Here is a 15,357-nt window from a genome sequence, read left to right on the forward strand (position 1 = left end):
GTGCGGTTTTGATGCTTCACCTGCGATCTTATCACAAAAAAAGGATTCAGTGATGACTCGAATGCTTGAGAAACTGATGGAAGGCTTTGTCGGCACGCTTCAGATTGGCGGTGAACTGCGTGACACTGACCGGTATCGTAGTATGCTCATTACATTTGAATAATACCAGCGTTTCTTTTTGGCGCGGAACTGGATAACATTTCCTGATCCGGTTCAAGGAAATCCAGCAGCAGTCCCGCGATGAAATGGATGTGGTTGGCATCATGACGAGGCCGTCTTTGACATTGACGACGACGGGGATTTTTTTAATGGCTTGATTCATGCAGAATTGCATCAGTTTTTTTCGCAACAACATCGTGGAACCGTCTAATTCGCAGTTGGAGGAAAGGATCGTGATGACGGGCTGATCGACAATCAGGGACTGATGTTTCTCCCGGACAAGCGTGGCGGTTGTTAAGGTGTTGAGTGGTTCCAAAGTGAGTGTGTCCGTCGTGATAGTGTAGGATGACTGAATGGCTAACTGCTGGTTCATGGGTCATAGTCTCCGTTCAATTGTGATGTATTATCATAATTAATCATAATTTTACATTTATCCATTCTTATTATTGAATGGTTAATGCAAAAAAACAAGATTGATTAATAAAATCCGGATGTCAATTTTGTGAATAATGGTTTATATGTGAATATATTCACATATAAACTTTGTCGAATGGAAGCAAGACGTGAAAGCTTTAAGGATGTTAACGAATAAATCGTAAAGATTTGGTATACTGAAAGGAATACAGAAACGGAGTGATGCGTGATGGACCGTAAATCTTTTCCGGACGAATACCCCGTACAACTGATCGTGAATGGCCGGGAACTGGCTACATTTCAATTATCATTAACGGGTATGGAGGACTGGGCAATTGGCTACTTATACAGTGAAGGGCTGATTGATGGCATGGATGATCTGGAGCATCTTCGTGTTAATGAAGATCAAGGGCGGATTGATGTGGAAGTCTCCGATGAGCGGGAAGACTGGATGTTTTCCGATCGGAAGAAGCATTACACAGCAGGCTGTGGGAAAGGGGTTACCTTTTTCTCCATGTCCGACGTGAGGGAATTTCCGAAAGTCAGGTCAAACGCTGTAACGACACTGAGGGCGATGCTGAAACAAATGGCGGAGTTCGGGAAAAGAACACCGCTTTACGATGCAACGGGCGGTATGCACGGGGCCTGTCTCTATGGTCACGGGGGTGACATGGTTGTCTATGAAGATATCGGGCGGCATAATGCCGTCGATAAAGTACTGGGCTATGCAGTCAGACATGATCTCCGTGCGGAAGATCTGATCTTATTAACGTCCGGCAGAATCTCGTATGAAATGCTGGCAAAAACAGCGAAATTCGGGATCGGGGTTATCGGTTCAAGAACCACACCGACGCTTCAGGCGGTGCAGGTGGCAAACTATCTTGGCGTCGAAGTGGTGGCGTATATGCGCGGGCGTCACGCAGAAGTCTGCACGGGGCACGGACGAGTGACCCATGACCTGAAACAGGAAACGCATTAATTCGCTTCTTGTTCAGCGGCATGAATCGAGCACTGCTGTTGACGGCAGATGACCGGCGATCCAGGATGAGATACACAGACAAAAATCATGAAGAAGGTGACAGGTTATGCCGGTTGTGGATATGCCGCTTGAAGAACTGAAAACGTACAAGGGTCGAAATCCGGTGCCTGTGGATTTCGATGCCTACTGGGAACGGGCCCTTGAAGAAATGCGTCAAGTGGATGCTGCGGTGACATTGGAGAAGAGCGATTTTCAGGTGCCGTTTGCGACCTGTTATGAATTGACGTTCACAGGGGTCAGAGGGGCGCGGATTTCTGTGAAATACGTGCGTCCAAACAAGATCGATCCGAAGCGGCATAAAGCGGTGATTGATTTTCACGGCTATCAAATGAATAACGGTGATTGGCTGCCGAAGCTTGCCTACGCAGCGGCCGGGATGAGCTATGCGGCGATGGACGTTCGGGGACAGGGTGGGCGCTCCGAGGACACGGGCGGGGTCAAAGGTCCGACCATTCGCGGGCAGATCATTCGTGGACTCGAGGATCACGAGGACAACCTGCTCTTTCGTCATATTTTTCTGGATGCTGCTCAGCTGGCAGGGATTCTACTCGATGATCCGCAGTTTCAGGTCACAGAACTCACTGCGACGGGCTGGTCCCAGGGAGGCGGTTTGACCCTGGCATGTGCGGCTTTGGAACCAAGAATAACAAAACTTGCACCGGTCTATCCGTTTTTGACGGATTACAAACGGGTGTGGGAGATGGATCTGGATATTGGAGCGTATGAGGAAATCCGTCGCTTCTTCCGCTTTTTCGACCCGCTCCATGAGCGGGAAGATGAGATTTTCACTCGACTGGGCTATATCGATGTGCAGTACTTGGCATCCCGCATCCAGGGGAGGGTGCTGATGGCAACCGGATTGATCGATACGATTTGCCCGCCATCCACCCAATTCGCAGCATATAACCGGATTGCATCAAAAAAAGATGTGCTGATCTACCCCGACTATGCCCATGAACAACTTCCGGGCCTGCAGGATCGCATCCTGCAATTTCTGATGAAGGATGATTGAATCCGGCTGCTTGCGACATAGCGTGTGAAGTCGATGAGCAAAGGTCATTGAAAACAGACATGCACCTTCGCTTCGACAAGAATGTGGCAGAGCATACAAGTCATGTCTTATTCCGGCTTACTTGCATCAAGAACGAGTACCGTCAAAAATCACTCGGTTGCACGGATGCGTTGAGTGCTCTTAGTGGAAACGTCTGTTAATCCCTGAATAAGACGCAGGGACCATAAAGAAGGAACGCTTTCCTGAAGTATAAAAAATCCGAATCACGTTGATTCGGATTTTGTCTTTAGATGCGTTAATGACTTTGAGCGCGTTTTGCTTCGATATCTTCTTTTGTCGGTCCCATAATGCCGGGCACCTTCAGGCCTGCCTGACGAAGGAGAACGGTCATCTGTCCGATGTGATGCGTCTGGTGATCGATGATCATCCGTAACAGCTGCCCTTTGGCCATCTCTTCACCTGCAAAATGTACCCGGTCTTCGAGCATATCGTCCTTGACGTGCTGGAGGATCCCCAGTTCAAGGGATTCTGCAGTGTTATGGTAATGTGCCAACAGCTCTTCTGCGGTTTTTGGCTGTTCTTCTGCTGCCGGCGGTTTAACCGGTACTTCAAGCATGCGGCCGATGCCAAAAGCGGATTGGGTTAAGTGCCAGGCAAGTGACCCCAGCGTGTTGTGTCCTGCTTCCATGGCCTGATCCATCGTCTCATCTGTGATGGTGTCGATGACTTGTTCCGCCTTGTTGACCGATGCCAGCCAGTCGAGCCGGAAATCATTGATTCTGCGATACATTCAAAATCCTCCCCTTTTCTTTTGAAAAAATACTGTAGTAAACCCTTGATCAATTCCACTCTTAACATATCGAAACTGTCTGGATTTTTCAACGATTTTGTACTCCCGGTGAAATCAGGCAGGAGAATTCATGGTATAAAGAGAACAACTTGGATAACAGACGAAAGCTACGGGAATGGAAAGGTGTGGTGTGAAGATGCGGATAGGCGGAAAACTGTTCAAGGATGTTTCAACTCCTGAAAAATGGATTCAGGAGGTTAAGCGTTTCGGGTACCGGACGTCGGTTTGTCCGGTGGATGCAGCGTCGAGTGACATTGAAATCGTTGCATTCCGGCAGGCAGCTAAAACAAATGACATTTTGATCTCTGAAGTGGGCGCCTGGAGCAATCCGATCAGCCCCGATGACCGGATTCAAAAAGCGGCAATCTCTCATTGTAAAGGCCAGCTGGAACTGGCTGAGAAAATGAGGGCGGTCTGCTGTGTGAATATTGCGGGCAGCCTCAGTGAAGACTTTGATGGTCCTCATCCGGATCATTTTCACAAGGATACCTTCGCGCTCGTTGTCGATACCGTCCGGGAAATCATCGACGACGTCAAGCCGGTGAAGACGAAATATGCACTGGAGATGCTGCCGTGGATGATTCCCGACGGAACGGACAGCTATGAGGCTTTGGTGAAAGCGATTGACCGGGACGCTTTTGCGGTGCATTTTGATCCGGTGAATATGCTGACGTCACCCCGGGCTTTTTATCATAATGCAGACATCATTCGGGATTTCGTCAAACGCCTGGGGCATCTGATTGTGAACGTCCATGTAAAAGACATTGCCCTTTCCGGGAAACTGACGGTTCATCTGGACGAAGTGGAACCAGGGCTTGGTGGACTGAATTACCCCGTTTTACTGAAGGAACTCCATCAACTCGGAAATCCAGATCTGCCATTGATGCTTGAGCACTACGAGCATGAATCGAGCTATGTCAATGGCGCTGCCTTCATCCGGAAGGTGGCAAAAGAAAAAGGTATCACACTAGATGAATAGAAAAAGGAATGAATCATTGATGAACACAAACGAACTGTTATTTTTTGAACCGGTATTTAAGGAAAAAGTCTGGGGCGGAACGAAGTTGAACAAGCAGTTTAACTACGACGTTTCAGGGGACAACATCGGTGAATGCTGGGGGATTTCTGCCCACAAGGAGGGTGCGGCAAGAGTCAGAAACGGTCACTATAAAGGACAGACGTTGCGGGAATTATGGGCACGTGAACGGGCGCTGTTCGGTCCTGTGACAAGCGAAGAGTTCCCCTTGCTGGTGAAGATCATTGATGCAAGCGATGCCCTGTCGGTGCAGGTCCATCCGAATGACGAGCTGGCCATGGCGATGGCAGGCTACCCTTACGGGAAAACCGAATGCTGGTATATTCTCGACGCAGAACCCGGTGCGAAGCTGATCTATGGACATCAGGCCGATTCGAAAGAGGAGCTGCAGGAACTGGTTGCGGGCGGGAACTGGGACGATCTTTTTCGTGAGGTGCCGGTGGAAGCCGGGGACTTCGTTCATGTGCCCAGCGGTACAGTGCATGCGATTGGAGCGGGGATCGTTCTTCTTGAAGTCCAGCAGAGCTCGGATATTACGTACCGTTTTTACGATTACGACCGTCCAGGAAGCGATGGGGAGCTGCGTCCTTTGCATATTGAAGAATCGATTGCCTGTACCAGGGTACCCGATCATCTTTCCGGTGACTCAGTCGTGAAGACGCAGCATCAGGATTCGGCAAAAGCCGTCCTTGTGGAAGATCCTTATTTCCATGTCCATCAATTGAATCCCGGCAGAGCAGGTGGAGAGTTGAGCGTTACGAATCCGTCTTTTCTTTTGATGACCGTCACCGAAGGGACCGGCTTTGTCCGCACAGATTCGGATGAGCATACGGAGATCACGAAGGGTGATCATTTCATTGTCCCAGCAAGTATTGATGCAATACACCTCGGCGGCGAGTGCACCATTATTTCTGCATATGTTCCAGGAATAGAAAACCAATGATGAATGCAAGCAGGTGATGTCCGGTGACTTATACGATCAGGCAAATCAGTGAACGGGCAGTTTCGATTCTCTTCCCTGAAAAGATAACGGAAGAAATCCACCAACAGGTGATGGCAACGACCCGGCTGTTTCAGGGGCGATTTCCAGGGGTGCTCACGGATACTGTGCCGTCTTACCACCAGGTGACCTTGTTCTTCAGGCGCCGGATTTCCTATGCGGAAGCTCATGAATGGATTGACAAGGTGTTGAATCAGACGCAAACAGGAGGGGGCGGATTACATGGCCGGACGATCACACTGCCGGTCTTATACGGTGGTGAATGGGGACCGGATCTTGAGCACGTGGCTTCGGTGACGGGTCTCAGTGATCAGGAAGTGATTGACCGCCATACGGCAGGCGTTTATACGGTGTTTATGCTCGGTTTTTTACCGGGTTTTCCATACCTCGGGGGGTTGGATGACAGGCTGAATACACCGAGGCGAGACACGCCGCGGCAAAGCGTTCCTGCAGGCAGTGTGGGCATTGCCGGGGCGCAGACGGGCGTTTACCCGCTGGCGTCTCCGGGGGGATGGCAGCTGATCGGCCGGACACCACGGCAGTTGGTTGATGTGCATCATCCGGAGCCTTGTCTCGTGCGTCCCGGGGATCAGCTGAGATTTGTTGCGATTACAAAAGCGGATTACCAGGCCATGGAAAAGGAGGCGAAGCAACATGTTGACCATTGACCTGAATGCGGATATCGGTGAGAGCTTCGGTGTATACCGGCTTGGTGATGATGAGGCACTGCTTGACGTCGTGACCTCGGCGAATATCGCCTGCGGTTTTCACGCCGGCGATTACCGGACGATGAACAAGGCAGTCAAATCAGCGGTGATGAAAGGTGTCGCCATCGGCGCTCATCCGGGCTATCCGGATCTATTTGGCTTTGGCAGGCGTCCGATGGCCATGCCGGCGGAGGAAATCCATGAACTGCTGGTGTATCAGATCGGTGCGATGCAGGGGTACTGCCGGGCCAACGGCACCTTGTTGCATCATGTGAAACCGCATGGTGCCCTGTATAATACGGCAGCTGCTGACCCTCTGGTGGCCCAAGCGGTTGCAAAGGCGGTCAAGGACGTTTGTCCGGAGGCGAGACTGATGGGGCTCGCTGGCAGCGAACTGGTGAAAGCGGGCCATGAAGCCGGATTGCAGGTCATGGCCGAAGCCTTTGCTGACCGGCAGTATACCGCAGAAGGACGACTTGTGTCGCGGGGCAGTCCAGGTGCCGTGCTGGAAGCAGAAGACGACGTGGTGACGCAGGTCACGGGGATCGTATTCAGGCAGCAAGTCGAAGCCATTGACGGCAGAGCTGTTCCGATCCAGGCAGATACGCTCTGTTTTCACGGGGATGGCAAAGAAGCAGCCGTGCTCGCAAAGGTCGTTCGAACCAAGCTTGAACAGGCAGGAGTCCGCTGCCAGTCGCCGGCATCAGCCGGTGATGAATGATATGCTGTTTCATATCGAAGAAGCGGGCGTGTTGACAACAGTCCAGGATCTTGGGCGTCACGGCTATCGTCACCTGGGCTTTCCGCTCAGTGGAGCAGTGGACCCGCTTGCTCACCGCTACGCCAATCACATCGTTGGGAACCCTGGCAGTGATGCCACACTTGAGATCACCATGGGCGGACTCAAGATGGAGGTTCTTGAACCCCACTTGATCGCTGTAACAGGAGCGGATCTCGATGCAACGATCAATCAGAACCCATTTCCCCTTTGGAAAGCCGTCAAAGTGCAACAGGGTGATCAACTCCGCTTTCGTGGTCCGGTCCACGGTATCCGTTCGTATCTGGCAGTGAGCGGAGGCATTGAACATGAAATGATCCTTGGCAGCCGGTCTGTCTATGAACGGGCAGGTATCGGACGGGCCTTGAAGGCCGGGGACTTCGTTTTTGCATGCCGGCCAGTGGACAAGCAGGACCTCGCCCGCGAAGGCTGGCAACTGGCTTCCTCCTATCGGCCTTTCTACAACAATGAAATTACTTTGCGTGTGATCCCGGGCCGACACATGGAGCGGTTTACATTGGAGTCGATCGCTCGCCTTGCAACTCAGGAATTTACGTTAGCCGGGAGTGACCGGATGGGTGCCAAATTACATACAGGCAGCCCATTGAAGCATAAAAAATCGGCCGACATTCTTTCCGAACCGGTGATGCCAGGAACGGTCCAGGTGGCGGTTGACGGACAGCCGATGATTCTCCTCGCCGATGCTCAGACAACCGGTGGCTACACCTCCATTGGTACGGTAAGAGAAGAGGACCTGTGGCAGGTGGCACAATTGAAACAGGGTGGCACGGTCTATTTGAAGATGGAAGAAGGGTGGTCAGACACGTGAAATGGGGCAGGATGCTGTTATTTTTTCTTTTTCTGACGTTTTATCTGTTATTAATGTGGAATGCCAATCCGTATCTATTGCTCCGGGAGCAGGAACTCGTATTCACCTGGGCTGAATCACCTTCATGGCAGACTTTCTTCGAGCGGGAGGATCTTCGTGTCATCGACGTCATCACGGACTTGAATAAAGTCAGTCACATTATCGGGACGATGACACTGGCTTTTCTCGCATTTCACTGGCTCGGGTGGCGCTGGAAAGTGATTCTCGCTTTGACGCTCTTTGTCATTTTCGTGGAGATGGCCCAGCCCTTTATCGGCCGCACGGCGTGGTTTGTGGATGTGTTTTTAAACATTCTGGGTGTGGGTCTTGGAACATTTCTCGTCTGGTATTACCGGTACCGCCAAGACGTGGTGACATAACAATCGTCAGGGACAATGGCAGGTTCCTGATGGTAAACACGGTACGTTATACTGAACATGGAACTCATAAATGGAGGGATGCCAAATGGCAAAAGAAGCATCGTTTGACATTGTGTCGAAAGTGGATTTTTCCAAAGTCCAGAATGCCGTCGTGATGACGAAGAAAGAAATTCAGAACCGCTTTGATTTTAAAGCCAGCAAGAGTGAAGTGAACCTTGAGAACGAGGAACTGGTGCTCATTTCCGATGATGAATTTAAAATGGATCAGTTAAAGGACGTACTGGTCAGTAAACTGATTAAGCAGGAAGTGTCCCTCAAAAGTCTCGATTACGGAAAAGTGGAGTCTGCTTCCGGAGGAACGATCCGCCAGCGCGCGAAGCTCGTTCAGGGGATTGATAAGGAGAACGCGAAGAAAATCACCAAACTGATTAAGGACAAGGGTCTGAAGGTGAAAACACAGATCCAGGACGAACAGATTCGGGTGACCGGGAAGAATAAAGACGATTTGCAGCAAGTGATTGCTGCACTTCGGGAAGCGGACATGACGATTCCGCTTCAATTTACGAACTACCGCTAAGTAAATATAGAAAGGGTGCTGCTGATTTGTTTGAACACACGGATTATTTTACGATGGAACGCTTGTCAGAGCAGCATCTTGATGCCATTGAAGAACTGCAGGAAGTTGTGCGGGCTTCCCTTGAGAACCCCGATCTTCTCGTGCCATTGAGTCGGGTGGAACTGAAGAACATTGTAACAGAGGACACGGGGATGACTGTCGGGGTGTTTAATGTCAGGGATGAGCTTGTGGGGATACTCGGCGCGCTGTATCCCGGATCCTCAAAGGAGAATCTCGGCTATGCCCTCGCCATGGATGAAGAAAAAGCGGCCCAAGTCTTTCACTTGGAAATCACCTTCATCGATCCGGACTATCGGAGGATGGGCTTTATGGTCACGATGTGCCGCTGGCTTGTTCAACTGATGAAAATCGAAGGCCGGTACCGGTATCTGTGCGCGACGGTGTCACCTTACAACATCGGAAGTCTGAAAAACATGATGCTTTCGGGCAATGCCGTTGTCGATTTTCAGTTGAAATACGGCGGACTGGAACGCTACATTGTCTTTCAGGATGTGACAGTTCCCTTTGATCTTCATGGGCAGGATATCCAGTACATTCCCATTCAGGAAAACCCGCTTGCACCGGTTGAGTATCTGGAAAAAGGCTTTCTGGGTACTTCGCTGGAAAGAATCGGGCAAGAGATTGTGATGGTCATGAAATACCGAGAAAAGCCATAATAATTTCACCTATTTTAACAAGGGACCCTGAACTAATGGTTTGGTAGATCCGGATAGTGGTTAAGATGAAAGTTATTAGTGAAATCACACTGACAATCGGAAGTGCTGCAGTAGTCGGATCGGCCTTTCGATCAACTGCAGTGACGGATGAGTATGGATTCTACGATACGGATGGAAATGGGGAAGAAGAATATGCAGGTTTGGACTGGGGAAGGAACACCCTTTTGATACAAAAGCACGATGGCAACTGGTTTCTGATTATGATTGTGAACGACGAAATGTGATGATGAACAGGCAGACTCGGATTACAGATGACATCATGGCTGCATATGATGCAGGGTCCTTCGAAGGGAACCTGGACGGCGAATTGATGCCTCAGGCAAACACAAAGCGAAGTGAAGCTGCAAAAATCATCCTTTCAGTAAACGGATGGCTCTGATTTTATATGATGAGGATGACCCGCAATCATGTCAGTCCTCATCTTTTTTTTTGCCGCAAAGGTGGTATAATGAAGGAGTTATTTGAATCGCAATGGGGGAATCGATCGTGGGTTTTACGAGAAGAAGCGTCTTGGCGGTAATGGTCCTGCTATTGTCTTGGCCAGTTGCCGTAAAGGCTGATGACGGGTTTGCAAGCGGCTTGCCCGTACCGTGGTATTGGCTGGTCTTTGCCGGAGCCATGGTCAGTTCCGCGGGGATTGTGATCTACCGGCGGAATACAAAAGTGTACAAAGATTGAGGGATGTATCGTGACGAAATTACGTTCAGAACGGAAACAAAAAAAGCGACGCTGGCCGAAAATTGTCGGTATCATCGTTTTACTGCTGGTGGCAGGTGCAGGGTATACGTATTATCTGTTTGAATGGAAGAGCTATGACATTGCAGATGATGAACTGGAATCCATAGCCGCCTCGCCATATGAGACAAACCTTTCTGAACGCCGGGGGTGGGAAGATCCTGCAGAAGAAGGGGTCTCTACTGCTGACGTTGTTGACGTTTATGAAAGCACGCTCGACGACATCAAAGAGACGACCAGACGCCGCGTCGCAGAAGTGGCCAATCGGGCTCTGGCTGACTATCAGGCGCAGGATGCTTCCGGCGATGTGAGTATGCCGTATTTGTATCAGAAATATACGGAAGCTGCGGATGAAGTGGAGCGGCAGATGGATAAAGCATTTGAAGAAATGCATAGCCAGATGGTAGACGACCTCAGGCAAGTTGGCGGTGACACCGGGGAGGCCGAACTCTTACGGGAAGAATACGAGTCCTACAAGAGAGATCTCCGCCGGCAAATGTTGTCTGAAGCGGGGATCGGTTTTTGATTCATGATTTTGAAGAAAGCAGGCGAAACGAATGATAGTTGAAATACTGATCGTGTTTGCGATCATATTTGCGGGGAGTTTTGTGCAGGGAATCAGCGGATTCGGGTTCGGCATACTGGCGATGAGCTTTATGCCGTTCTTTTTTACGGTGAAAGACAGTACTCTGCTGGTGGTTGCTCTGGCAGTCCTGCTGTCCTTCAGCATTTCTGTGCAGTTACGCAGGCACATCCAGTGGCGGTCGATTGGAGTGATTCTGCTTTTTGCTGTTATTGGCCGGTCCGCAGGCTATTATATATTACATAATTTCGGGGAGATGCCAATACTGCGTGTGATTTTAGGGATCTTTCTCCTTGCCGTGGTGGTCTATCTTCTCGTCAGCCCGAAACCAAATGCCGATCGAACCAAGATACCGATGCTGGTTCCAATCATGATGGGCTTTTTCGGCGGAATCGTCGGCGGGGTGTTCGGTGTCGGGGGGCCGTTTTTCGTTTACTTTTTCCTGATGGCCTTTCCGGCAGATAAGTATGCGTACACGGCCAACCTGCAAATCGTATTCTTTTTGACGAGTATGCAGACCGTGTTTCTTCATAGCGTAAGCGGGGACTATACGCTGAACATCCTCCTCTTTATTCTCGTCGGAGTGGTGGCGGTGTTGACCGGTTCGCGGATTGGTGTGCATTTTCTGCAGCATGTGTCGACTCAGCAGGTGAAAAAACTCGCAGCAGTTGTCGTCGCAATTGCTGCTGTGAACCTGATCATCTTTGGCGGTGGATAAAAGATGCAGGAAACAGCGGAGATGGACTGCAAGATATCAATCAGGAAACGACGGGGCGAAGACCTGTCAGCCATAGTAAAAACCGGAGCCCGTCGGCTCCGGTTTATTTTCTCTTATATTTCAGGAAAGTTTAATGTCGTTAAAGGATCAAAGTATAAGTGCACGAAGGCTTGTCGCCACAGACTTGACGACAAGCCATGTTTTCTTTATTGAAGTTTCCACATGTCGTTTGTAAAGGCGACCGGGTCTTCGATTGGCAGGCCTTCAATTAACAGGGCCTGATTGTACAGGAGGTTCGTGTACAATTGAATCTGTTCCTGGTTTTCATCGGCATGAGCCTGCTTCAACTTGTCGAATACCTGGTGATTGGCGTTGATTTCAAGGACTTTATCGGCCTGGACACCTTGATTTTCGGGCATCTGTGCCAGGACTTTCTCCATTTCAATGGAGATCTCCCCTTCGGCAGTCAGGCAGACTGGGTGGGATTTGAGTCGCTTGGAAGTGCGGACATCTTTGACCTTGTCACCAAGGAGTTCCTTCATTTCCTTGAATAACGCCTCATGATCCTTCTGTTCCTCTTCAGAAGTGTCATCCTTGTCCTCGTCTTCAAGTCCGAGATCCCCGCTTGATACGCTGCGGAATTCTTTCTCATCATAGTTCATCATCATCTTGATGGCGAACTCGTCCACATCCTCGGTGAAGTAGAGGATTTCATAGCCTTGATCGAGTACCCGCTCGGTTTGTGGCAACTTCTCGATGCGGCTGATGCTGTCACCGGTAGCGTAATAGATATAAGGCTGCTCCTCCGGCATTCTCTCCACATATTCTTTCAGCGTGACAAGATCTTTATCTTTTGAAGAATGGAACATCAAGAGGTCCTGAAGATCTGCTTTATTCTGTCCGAAATCACTGTATACCCCGTATTTCAATGGACGGCCAAAAGCTTCAAAAAACTTGACGTATTTCTCGCGATCGTCTTTCAGGAGGGTTTTCAATTCATTTTTGATTTTATTTTTAATGTTTTTGGCAATCGCCTTCAGCTGACGGTCCTGCTGGAGAATTTCCCGGGAAATATTCAGCGACAGATCCTCTGAATCCACCATCCCTTTTACGAAACTGAAGTAGTCCGGAATGAGTTCAGGAGCATTTTCCATAACGAGAACGCCGCTGGAATAAAGCTCAAGGCCTTTTTCAAATTCCTTGGAATAATAGTCAAACGGGACGGATTCCGGAATATAGAGAATGGAATGGTACCGGATCGTACCGTCCACCTGCAGATGCATGTGTTTGAGCGGCTTGTCAAAGCCGTAGCGCTTCTCCTGGTAGAAGTTTTCATAGTCTTCGTCCGTCAGTTCATCTTTGTTTTTACGCCAGATCGGCACCATACTGTTCACCGTCTGTTCTTCAACAACTTCGACGGTTTCGCCTTCTTCGCCGTCATCTTTTGGCTCCTGCTTTGTTACGTCGAGCTTGATTGGGTAACGGATGAAGTCAGAATATTTCTTGATGATTGTGCGAAGACGATGTTCACTCAAGAACTCGTCAAAGCTGTCATCTTCGTCTGCTGCTTCTTTCAGCTTCAGGGTAATGCGTGTCCCCGGCTGCTTCTTTTTATCGGATTCTTCAATGGTGTAGCCGTCGATGCCGTCCGAGGTCCAGCGGTATGCCTGATCAGACCCGTGAGCAAGTGTTTCCACAACGACTTCTTTTGCAACCATAAACGACGAATAAAAACCGACCCCGAATTGACCGATGATGTCATGGCCGTCTTCGATTTCGTTGTCCTTTTTGAAGGCAAGGGAGCCACTTTCAGCAATTGTTCCGAGGTTTGTCTCCATTTCTTCTTTCGTCATCCCGATCCCTGTATCTTTCACTTCGATGGTACGGGCTTCTTTATCGAACGAAACTTTAATGAAGAAATCATCTGCATTGAATTCAATCGCGTCGTCTGTCAGAGCTTTGTAGTACATCTTATCAATGGCGTCACTGGCGTTTGAAATCAGTTCCCGGAGAAAAATCTCCCGTTGTGAATAGATGGAGTTGACCATCATTTCCAATAGCCGGCGGGATTCCGCCTTAAATTCTTTCTTTTCCACGAATCATCACTCCTTGGCATAGTATCTTGGCATGAAATTAGCACTCGTTAGCGACGAGTGCTAATACCCAATTCATATTGTACGGATTTTTGGATTGATGTCAATGGTTTCGGCAGTTCATTCCTGATCAGATTCGTATTCGAAAGGGATATCGTCTTCTGAATCGATCAGTTTTCCGATAAATTCATCCGAAAAAGTCACATCAGAATCCCCGTTGATTTCCAGGCGATCGGCAATGATGCTCCCTTCAAAATCAGAATTTGCAATCGTCACCTGGCCGTCAGGAGCAAAGATAAAGCCGTTCACCGTTGCATCAGTAATTGTTACATCTTCTTTCGTCACGATCACGACGTCAGGATAAGCATTATTTGACATCTGAACCGATCCATTCGTGTAAACGAAAGATGTCTGATCCGGGTCATTGTCTGCTTCGTCATCATAGTTGCGGTGTGCATACCAGATAGGCAGCCTGTAGTCGAATGAGCTGAGTTGCATGTCATCATCAGCGATATATCGTTCACCTTCGGGTTCGAAGTCGTACTCATCAGGTTCTAATTCATTAACGACAATAAAGACATCCCGCAATACATCGAATTCCCCGGGTTCATCGTCATCCTCAATCTGGTAGTCCTCATAATCACCGAGCCTGGAAACCATCGTATCCACTTCAAAGGTCAAACCGTTTTCGTCTTTCAAAATGAAGTTGACATACAACCGATTCGCAGCAGGCGTACTGAAAGTAATGGAATTATTGTTATTTAAACTGCCATTGTCGAATTCAAGATGGTTTTCTTCATCGTCTTCAGGCGTTTTTTGATAGATCAGGAGTTTTTCGAATGTGAAACCGTCATCAGCCACTTCGGACATTACTTCAGGGGCTGCATCGGGATCGTTATCGAGTAAAAGCTGGAGGTTATCCGCATCAAATGCAAGAACGAAATCATTTGTTGGATCCGAATATTCTGTTCGGATGTCGGAAAGAATGATATTCGCTTCCTGTCTGAGACCTGCGTGATTGCCCGTCACATCAGCCTGTGTGAATGTTGAAAGGAGTAGCGAGGTAATAAGACCGATGACCATTGTGCCAATAACTAACGCTGCGAGCAACTCAATTAATGTAATTCCCGATTGATTTCGAACATTTTTCATAGCAATTCCCTCCCTTTATACATTATAATAGAAAATGAGGAAAGAAGGTGAGAACAATGCAAAATTTTCAGGAAAAAGGGTTCACTTTATTGGAATTGCTTGCTTCTATCGTCTTAATCGGTGTTATTTTCACTTCTTTGTTTCACTTTTTAGGCCAGAATATCTTCATGTCTGCAAGTGTGGAAGACCAATATGTGACTGCACAGCTTGCAGAAAGGGAAATGGAAGAGATCAAACTGGAAGAGGAGCTTGATGTTCCAAATTTAGCAGGAGAAAAGACAACCTACGAGTATGACTTAATTAATAATAATAAAATCTATAAGGTCACCGCAGAAATTTATGCTGAAGATTCGGATGAAGCTGCCGCTGGGCTGTTCAGACTGAGAGTCACTGTTGCAGAAGAAGAATCAGACAGGTCGTCAGTGGCGTACGGATGGTATATGATGGCGGGTGACGAAGGAGAAGGGAATGACTAATCAA

At 48.9% G+C, this 15,357-nt stretch carries 20 protein-coding genes; 16 read left to right on the top strand and 4 right to left on the bottom strand.

Annotated elements, in window-relative coordinates; genetic code table 11:
* Positions 1–46: 46 nt before the first annotated feature.
* On the bottom strand, positions 47–532 hold the full coding sequence (locus tag BBEV_RS02310; RefSeq protein WP_069363994.1) for a competence protein ComK: 486 nt from the start codon (positions 530–532) through the stop codon (positions 47–49).
* Positions 533–802: 270 nt separating this feature from the next.
* Here BBEV_RS02310 and fdhD point away from each other — a divergent pair, with 270 nt between their 5' ends.
* Positions 803–1,552: a formate dehydrogenase accessory sulfurtransferase FdhD gene (gene fdhD, locus BBEV_RS02315; RefSeq protein WP_069363995.1), complete on the top strand. Its 750-nt coding sequence runs from the start codon at positions 803–805 to the stop codon at positions 1,550–1,552.
* Between the two features lie 106 nt (positions 1,553–1,658).
* Positions 1,659–2,624, top strand: a complete 966-nt coding sequence (locus BBEV_RS02320) for an acetylxylan esterase (protein WP_069363996.1) — start codon at positions 1,659–1,661, stop codon at positions 2,622–2,624.
* Between the two features lie 295 nt (positions 2,625–2,919).
* On the opposite strand, the gene BBEV_RS02325 is transcribed toward BBEV_RS02320, so the two are convergent.
* A complete protein-coding gene (locus BBEV_RS02325) occupies positions 2,920–3,414 on the bottom strand; it encodes a DinB family protein (protein WP_069363997.1) in 495 nt (164 codons plus the stop codon).
* A gap of 196 nt (positions 3,415–3,610) precedes the next feature.
* On the opposite strand from BBEV_RS02325, the gene BBEV_RS02330 reads away from it, so the two are divergent.
* From BBEV_RS02330 to BBEV_RS02385, 13 genes are all read left to right on the top strand, one after another.
* Entirely contained in the window at positions 3,611–4,453 is an 843-nt protein-coding gene (locus tag BBEV_RS02330; protein ID WP_069363998.1) for a sugar phosphate isomerase/epimerase family protein, read from the top strand.
* Positions 4,454–4,472: 19 nt separating this feature from the next.
* A complete protein-coding gene (locus tag BBEV_RS02335; protein ID WP_069366566.1) occupies positions 4,473–5,453 on the top strand; it encodes a type I phosphomannose isomerase catalytic subunit in 981 nt (326 codons plus the stop codon).
* Positions 5,454–5,476: 23 nt separating this feature from the next.
* Complete coding sequence (gene pxpB, locus BBEV_RS02340; RefSeq protein WP_069366567.1) at positions 5,477–6,178, top strand: 5-oxoprolinase subunit PxpB; 702 nt, start codon at positions 5,477–5,479, stop codon at positions 6,176–6,178.
* On the top strand, positions 6,165–6,938 hold the full coding sequence (locus BBEV_RS02345) for a LamB/YcsF family protein (protein WP_069363999.1): 774 nt from the start codon (positions 6,165–6,167) through the stop codon (positions 6,936–6,938). Before pxpB ends, BBEV_RS02345 begins: the two co-directional genes overlap by 14 nt.
* On the top strand, positions 6,886–7,824 hold the full coding sequence (locus tag BBEV_RS02350; protein ID WP_198155049.1) for a 5-oxoprolinase subunit C family protein: 939 nt from the start codon (positions 6,886–6,888) through the stop codon (positions 7,822–7,824). The genes BBEV_RS02345 and BBEV_RS02350 overlap by 53 nt, the downstream gene beginning before the upstream one ends.
* Positions 7,825–7,835: 11 nt before the next feature.
* Positions 7,836–8,243 carry a VanZ family protein gene (locus BBEV_RS02355; protein ID WP_198155050.1) on the top strand — a complete coding sequence of 136 codons (408 nt, stop codon included), beginning with the start codon at positions 7,836–7,838 and terminating at the stop codon, positions 8,241–8,243.
* An 85-nt stretch (positions 8,244–8,328) separates the two neighbouring features.
* On the top strand, positions 8,329–8,820 hold the full coding sequence (locus BBEV_RS02360; RefSeq protein WP_069364001.1) for a YajQ family cyclic di-GMP-binding protein: 492 nt from the start codon (positions 8,329–8,331) through the stop codon (positions 8,818–8,820).
* A gap of 26 nt (positions 8,821–8,846) precedes the next feature.
* Positions 8,847–9,536: a GNAT family N-acetyltransferase gene (locus BBEV_RS02365; RefSeq protein ID WP_069364002.1), complete on the top strand. Its 690-nt coding sequence runs from the start codon at positions 8,847–8,849 to the stop codon at positions 9,534–9,536.
* Between the two features lie 65 nt (positions 9,537–9,601).
* Positions 9,602–9,820, top strand: a complete 219-nt coding sequence (locus BBEV_RS02370) for a hypothetical protein (RefSeq protein ID WP_069364003.1) — start codon at positions 9,602–9,604, stop codon at positions 9,818–9,820.
* Positions 9,821–9,822: 2 nt separating this feature from the next.
* Entirely contained in the window at positions 9,823–9,975 is a 153-nt protein-coding gene (locus BBEV_RS17320; RefSeq protein ID WP_198155051.1) for an S-layer homology domain-containing protein, read from the top strand.
* A 107-nt stretch (positions 9,976–10,082) separates the two neighbouring features.
* Positions 10,083–10,274, top strand: a complete 192-nt coding sequence (locus BBEV_RS02375) for a hypothetical protein (RefSeq protein ID WP_157100904.1) — start codon at positions 10,083–10,085, stop codon at positions 10,272–10,274.
* Between the two features lie 10 nt (positions 10,275–10,284).
* Positions 10,285–10,857: a hypothetical protein gene (locus BBEV_RS02380; protein ID WP_069364005.1), complete on the top strand. Its 573-nt coding sequence runs from the start codon at positions 10,285–10,287 to the stop codon at positions 10,855–10,857.
* 31 nt (positions 10,858–10,888) lie between these two features.
* Complete coding sequence (locus BBEV_RS02385) at positions 10,889–11,632, top strand: sulfite exporter TauE/SafE family protein (RefSeq protein ID WP_084007184.1); 744 nt, start codon at positions 10,889–10,891, stop codon at positions 11,630–11,632.
* 206 nt (positions 11,633–11,838) lie between these two features.
* On the opposite strand, the gene htpG is transcribed toward BBEV_RS02385, so the two are convergent.
* Positions 11,839–13,728, bottom strand: a complete 1,890-nt coding sequence (htpG, locus tag BBEV_RS02395; RefSeq protein ID WP_084007185.1) for a molecular chaperone HtpG — start codon at positions 13,726–13,728, stop codon at positions 11,839–11,841.
* 117 nt (positions 13,729–13,845) lie between these two features.
* Positions 13,846–14,877 (bottom strand): type II secretion system protein, encoded by a 1,032-nt coding sequence (locus BBEV_RS02400; RefSeq protein WP_069364007.1) that lies wholly within the window; start codon positions 14,875–14,877, stop codon positions 13,846–13,848.
* Between the two features lie 56 nt (positions 14,878–14,933).
* On the opposite strand from BBEV_RS02400, the gene BBEV_RS02405 reads away from it, so the two are divergent.
* Positions 14,934–15,353: a type IV pilus modification PilV family protein gene (locus tag BBEV_RS02405; RefSeq protein WP_069364008.1), complete on the top strand. Its 420-nt coding sequence runs from the start codon at positions 14,934–14,936 to the stop codon at positions 15,351–15,353.
* Positions 15,354–15,357: the final 4 nt, after the last annotated feature.

It is taken from the genome of Salisediminibacterium beveridgei (genome assembly GCF_001721685.1).
GTDB classification, from domain to species: Bacteria; Bacillota; Bacilli; order Bacillales; family Salisediminibacteriaceae; genus Salisediminibacterium; species Salisediminibacterium beveridgei.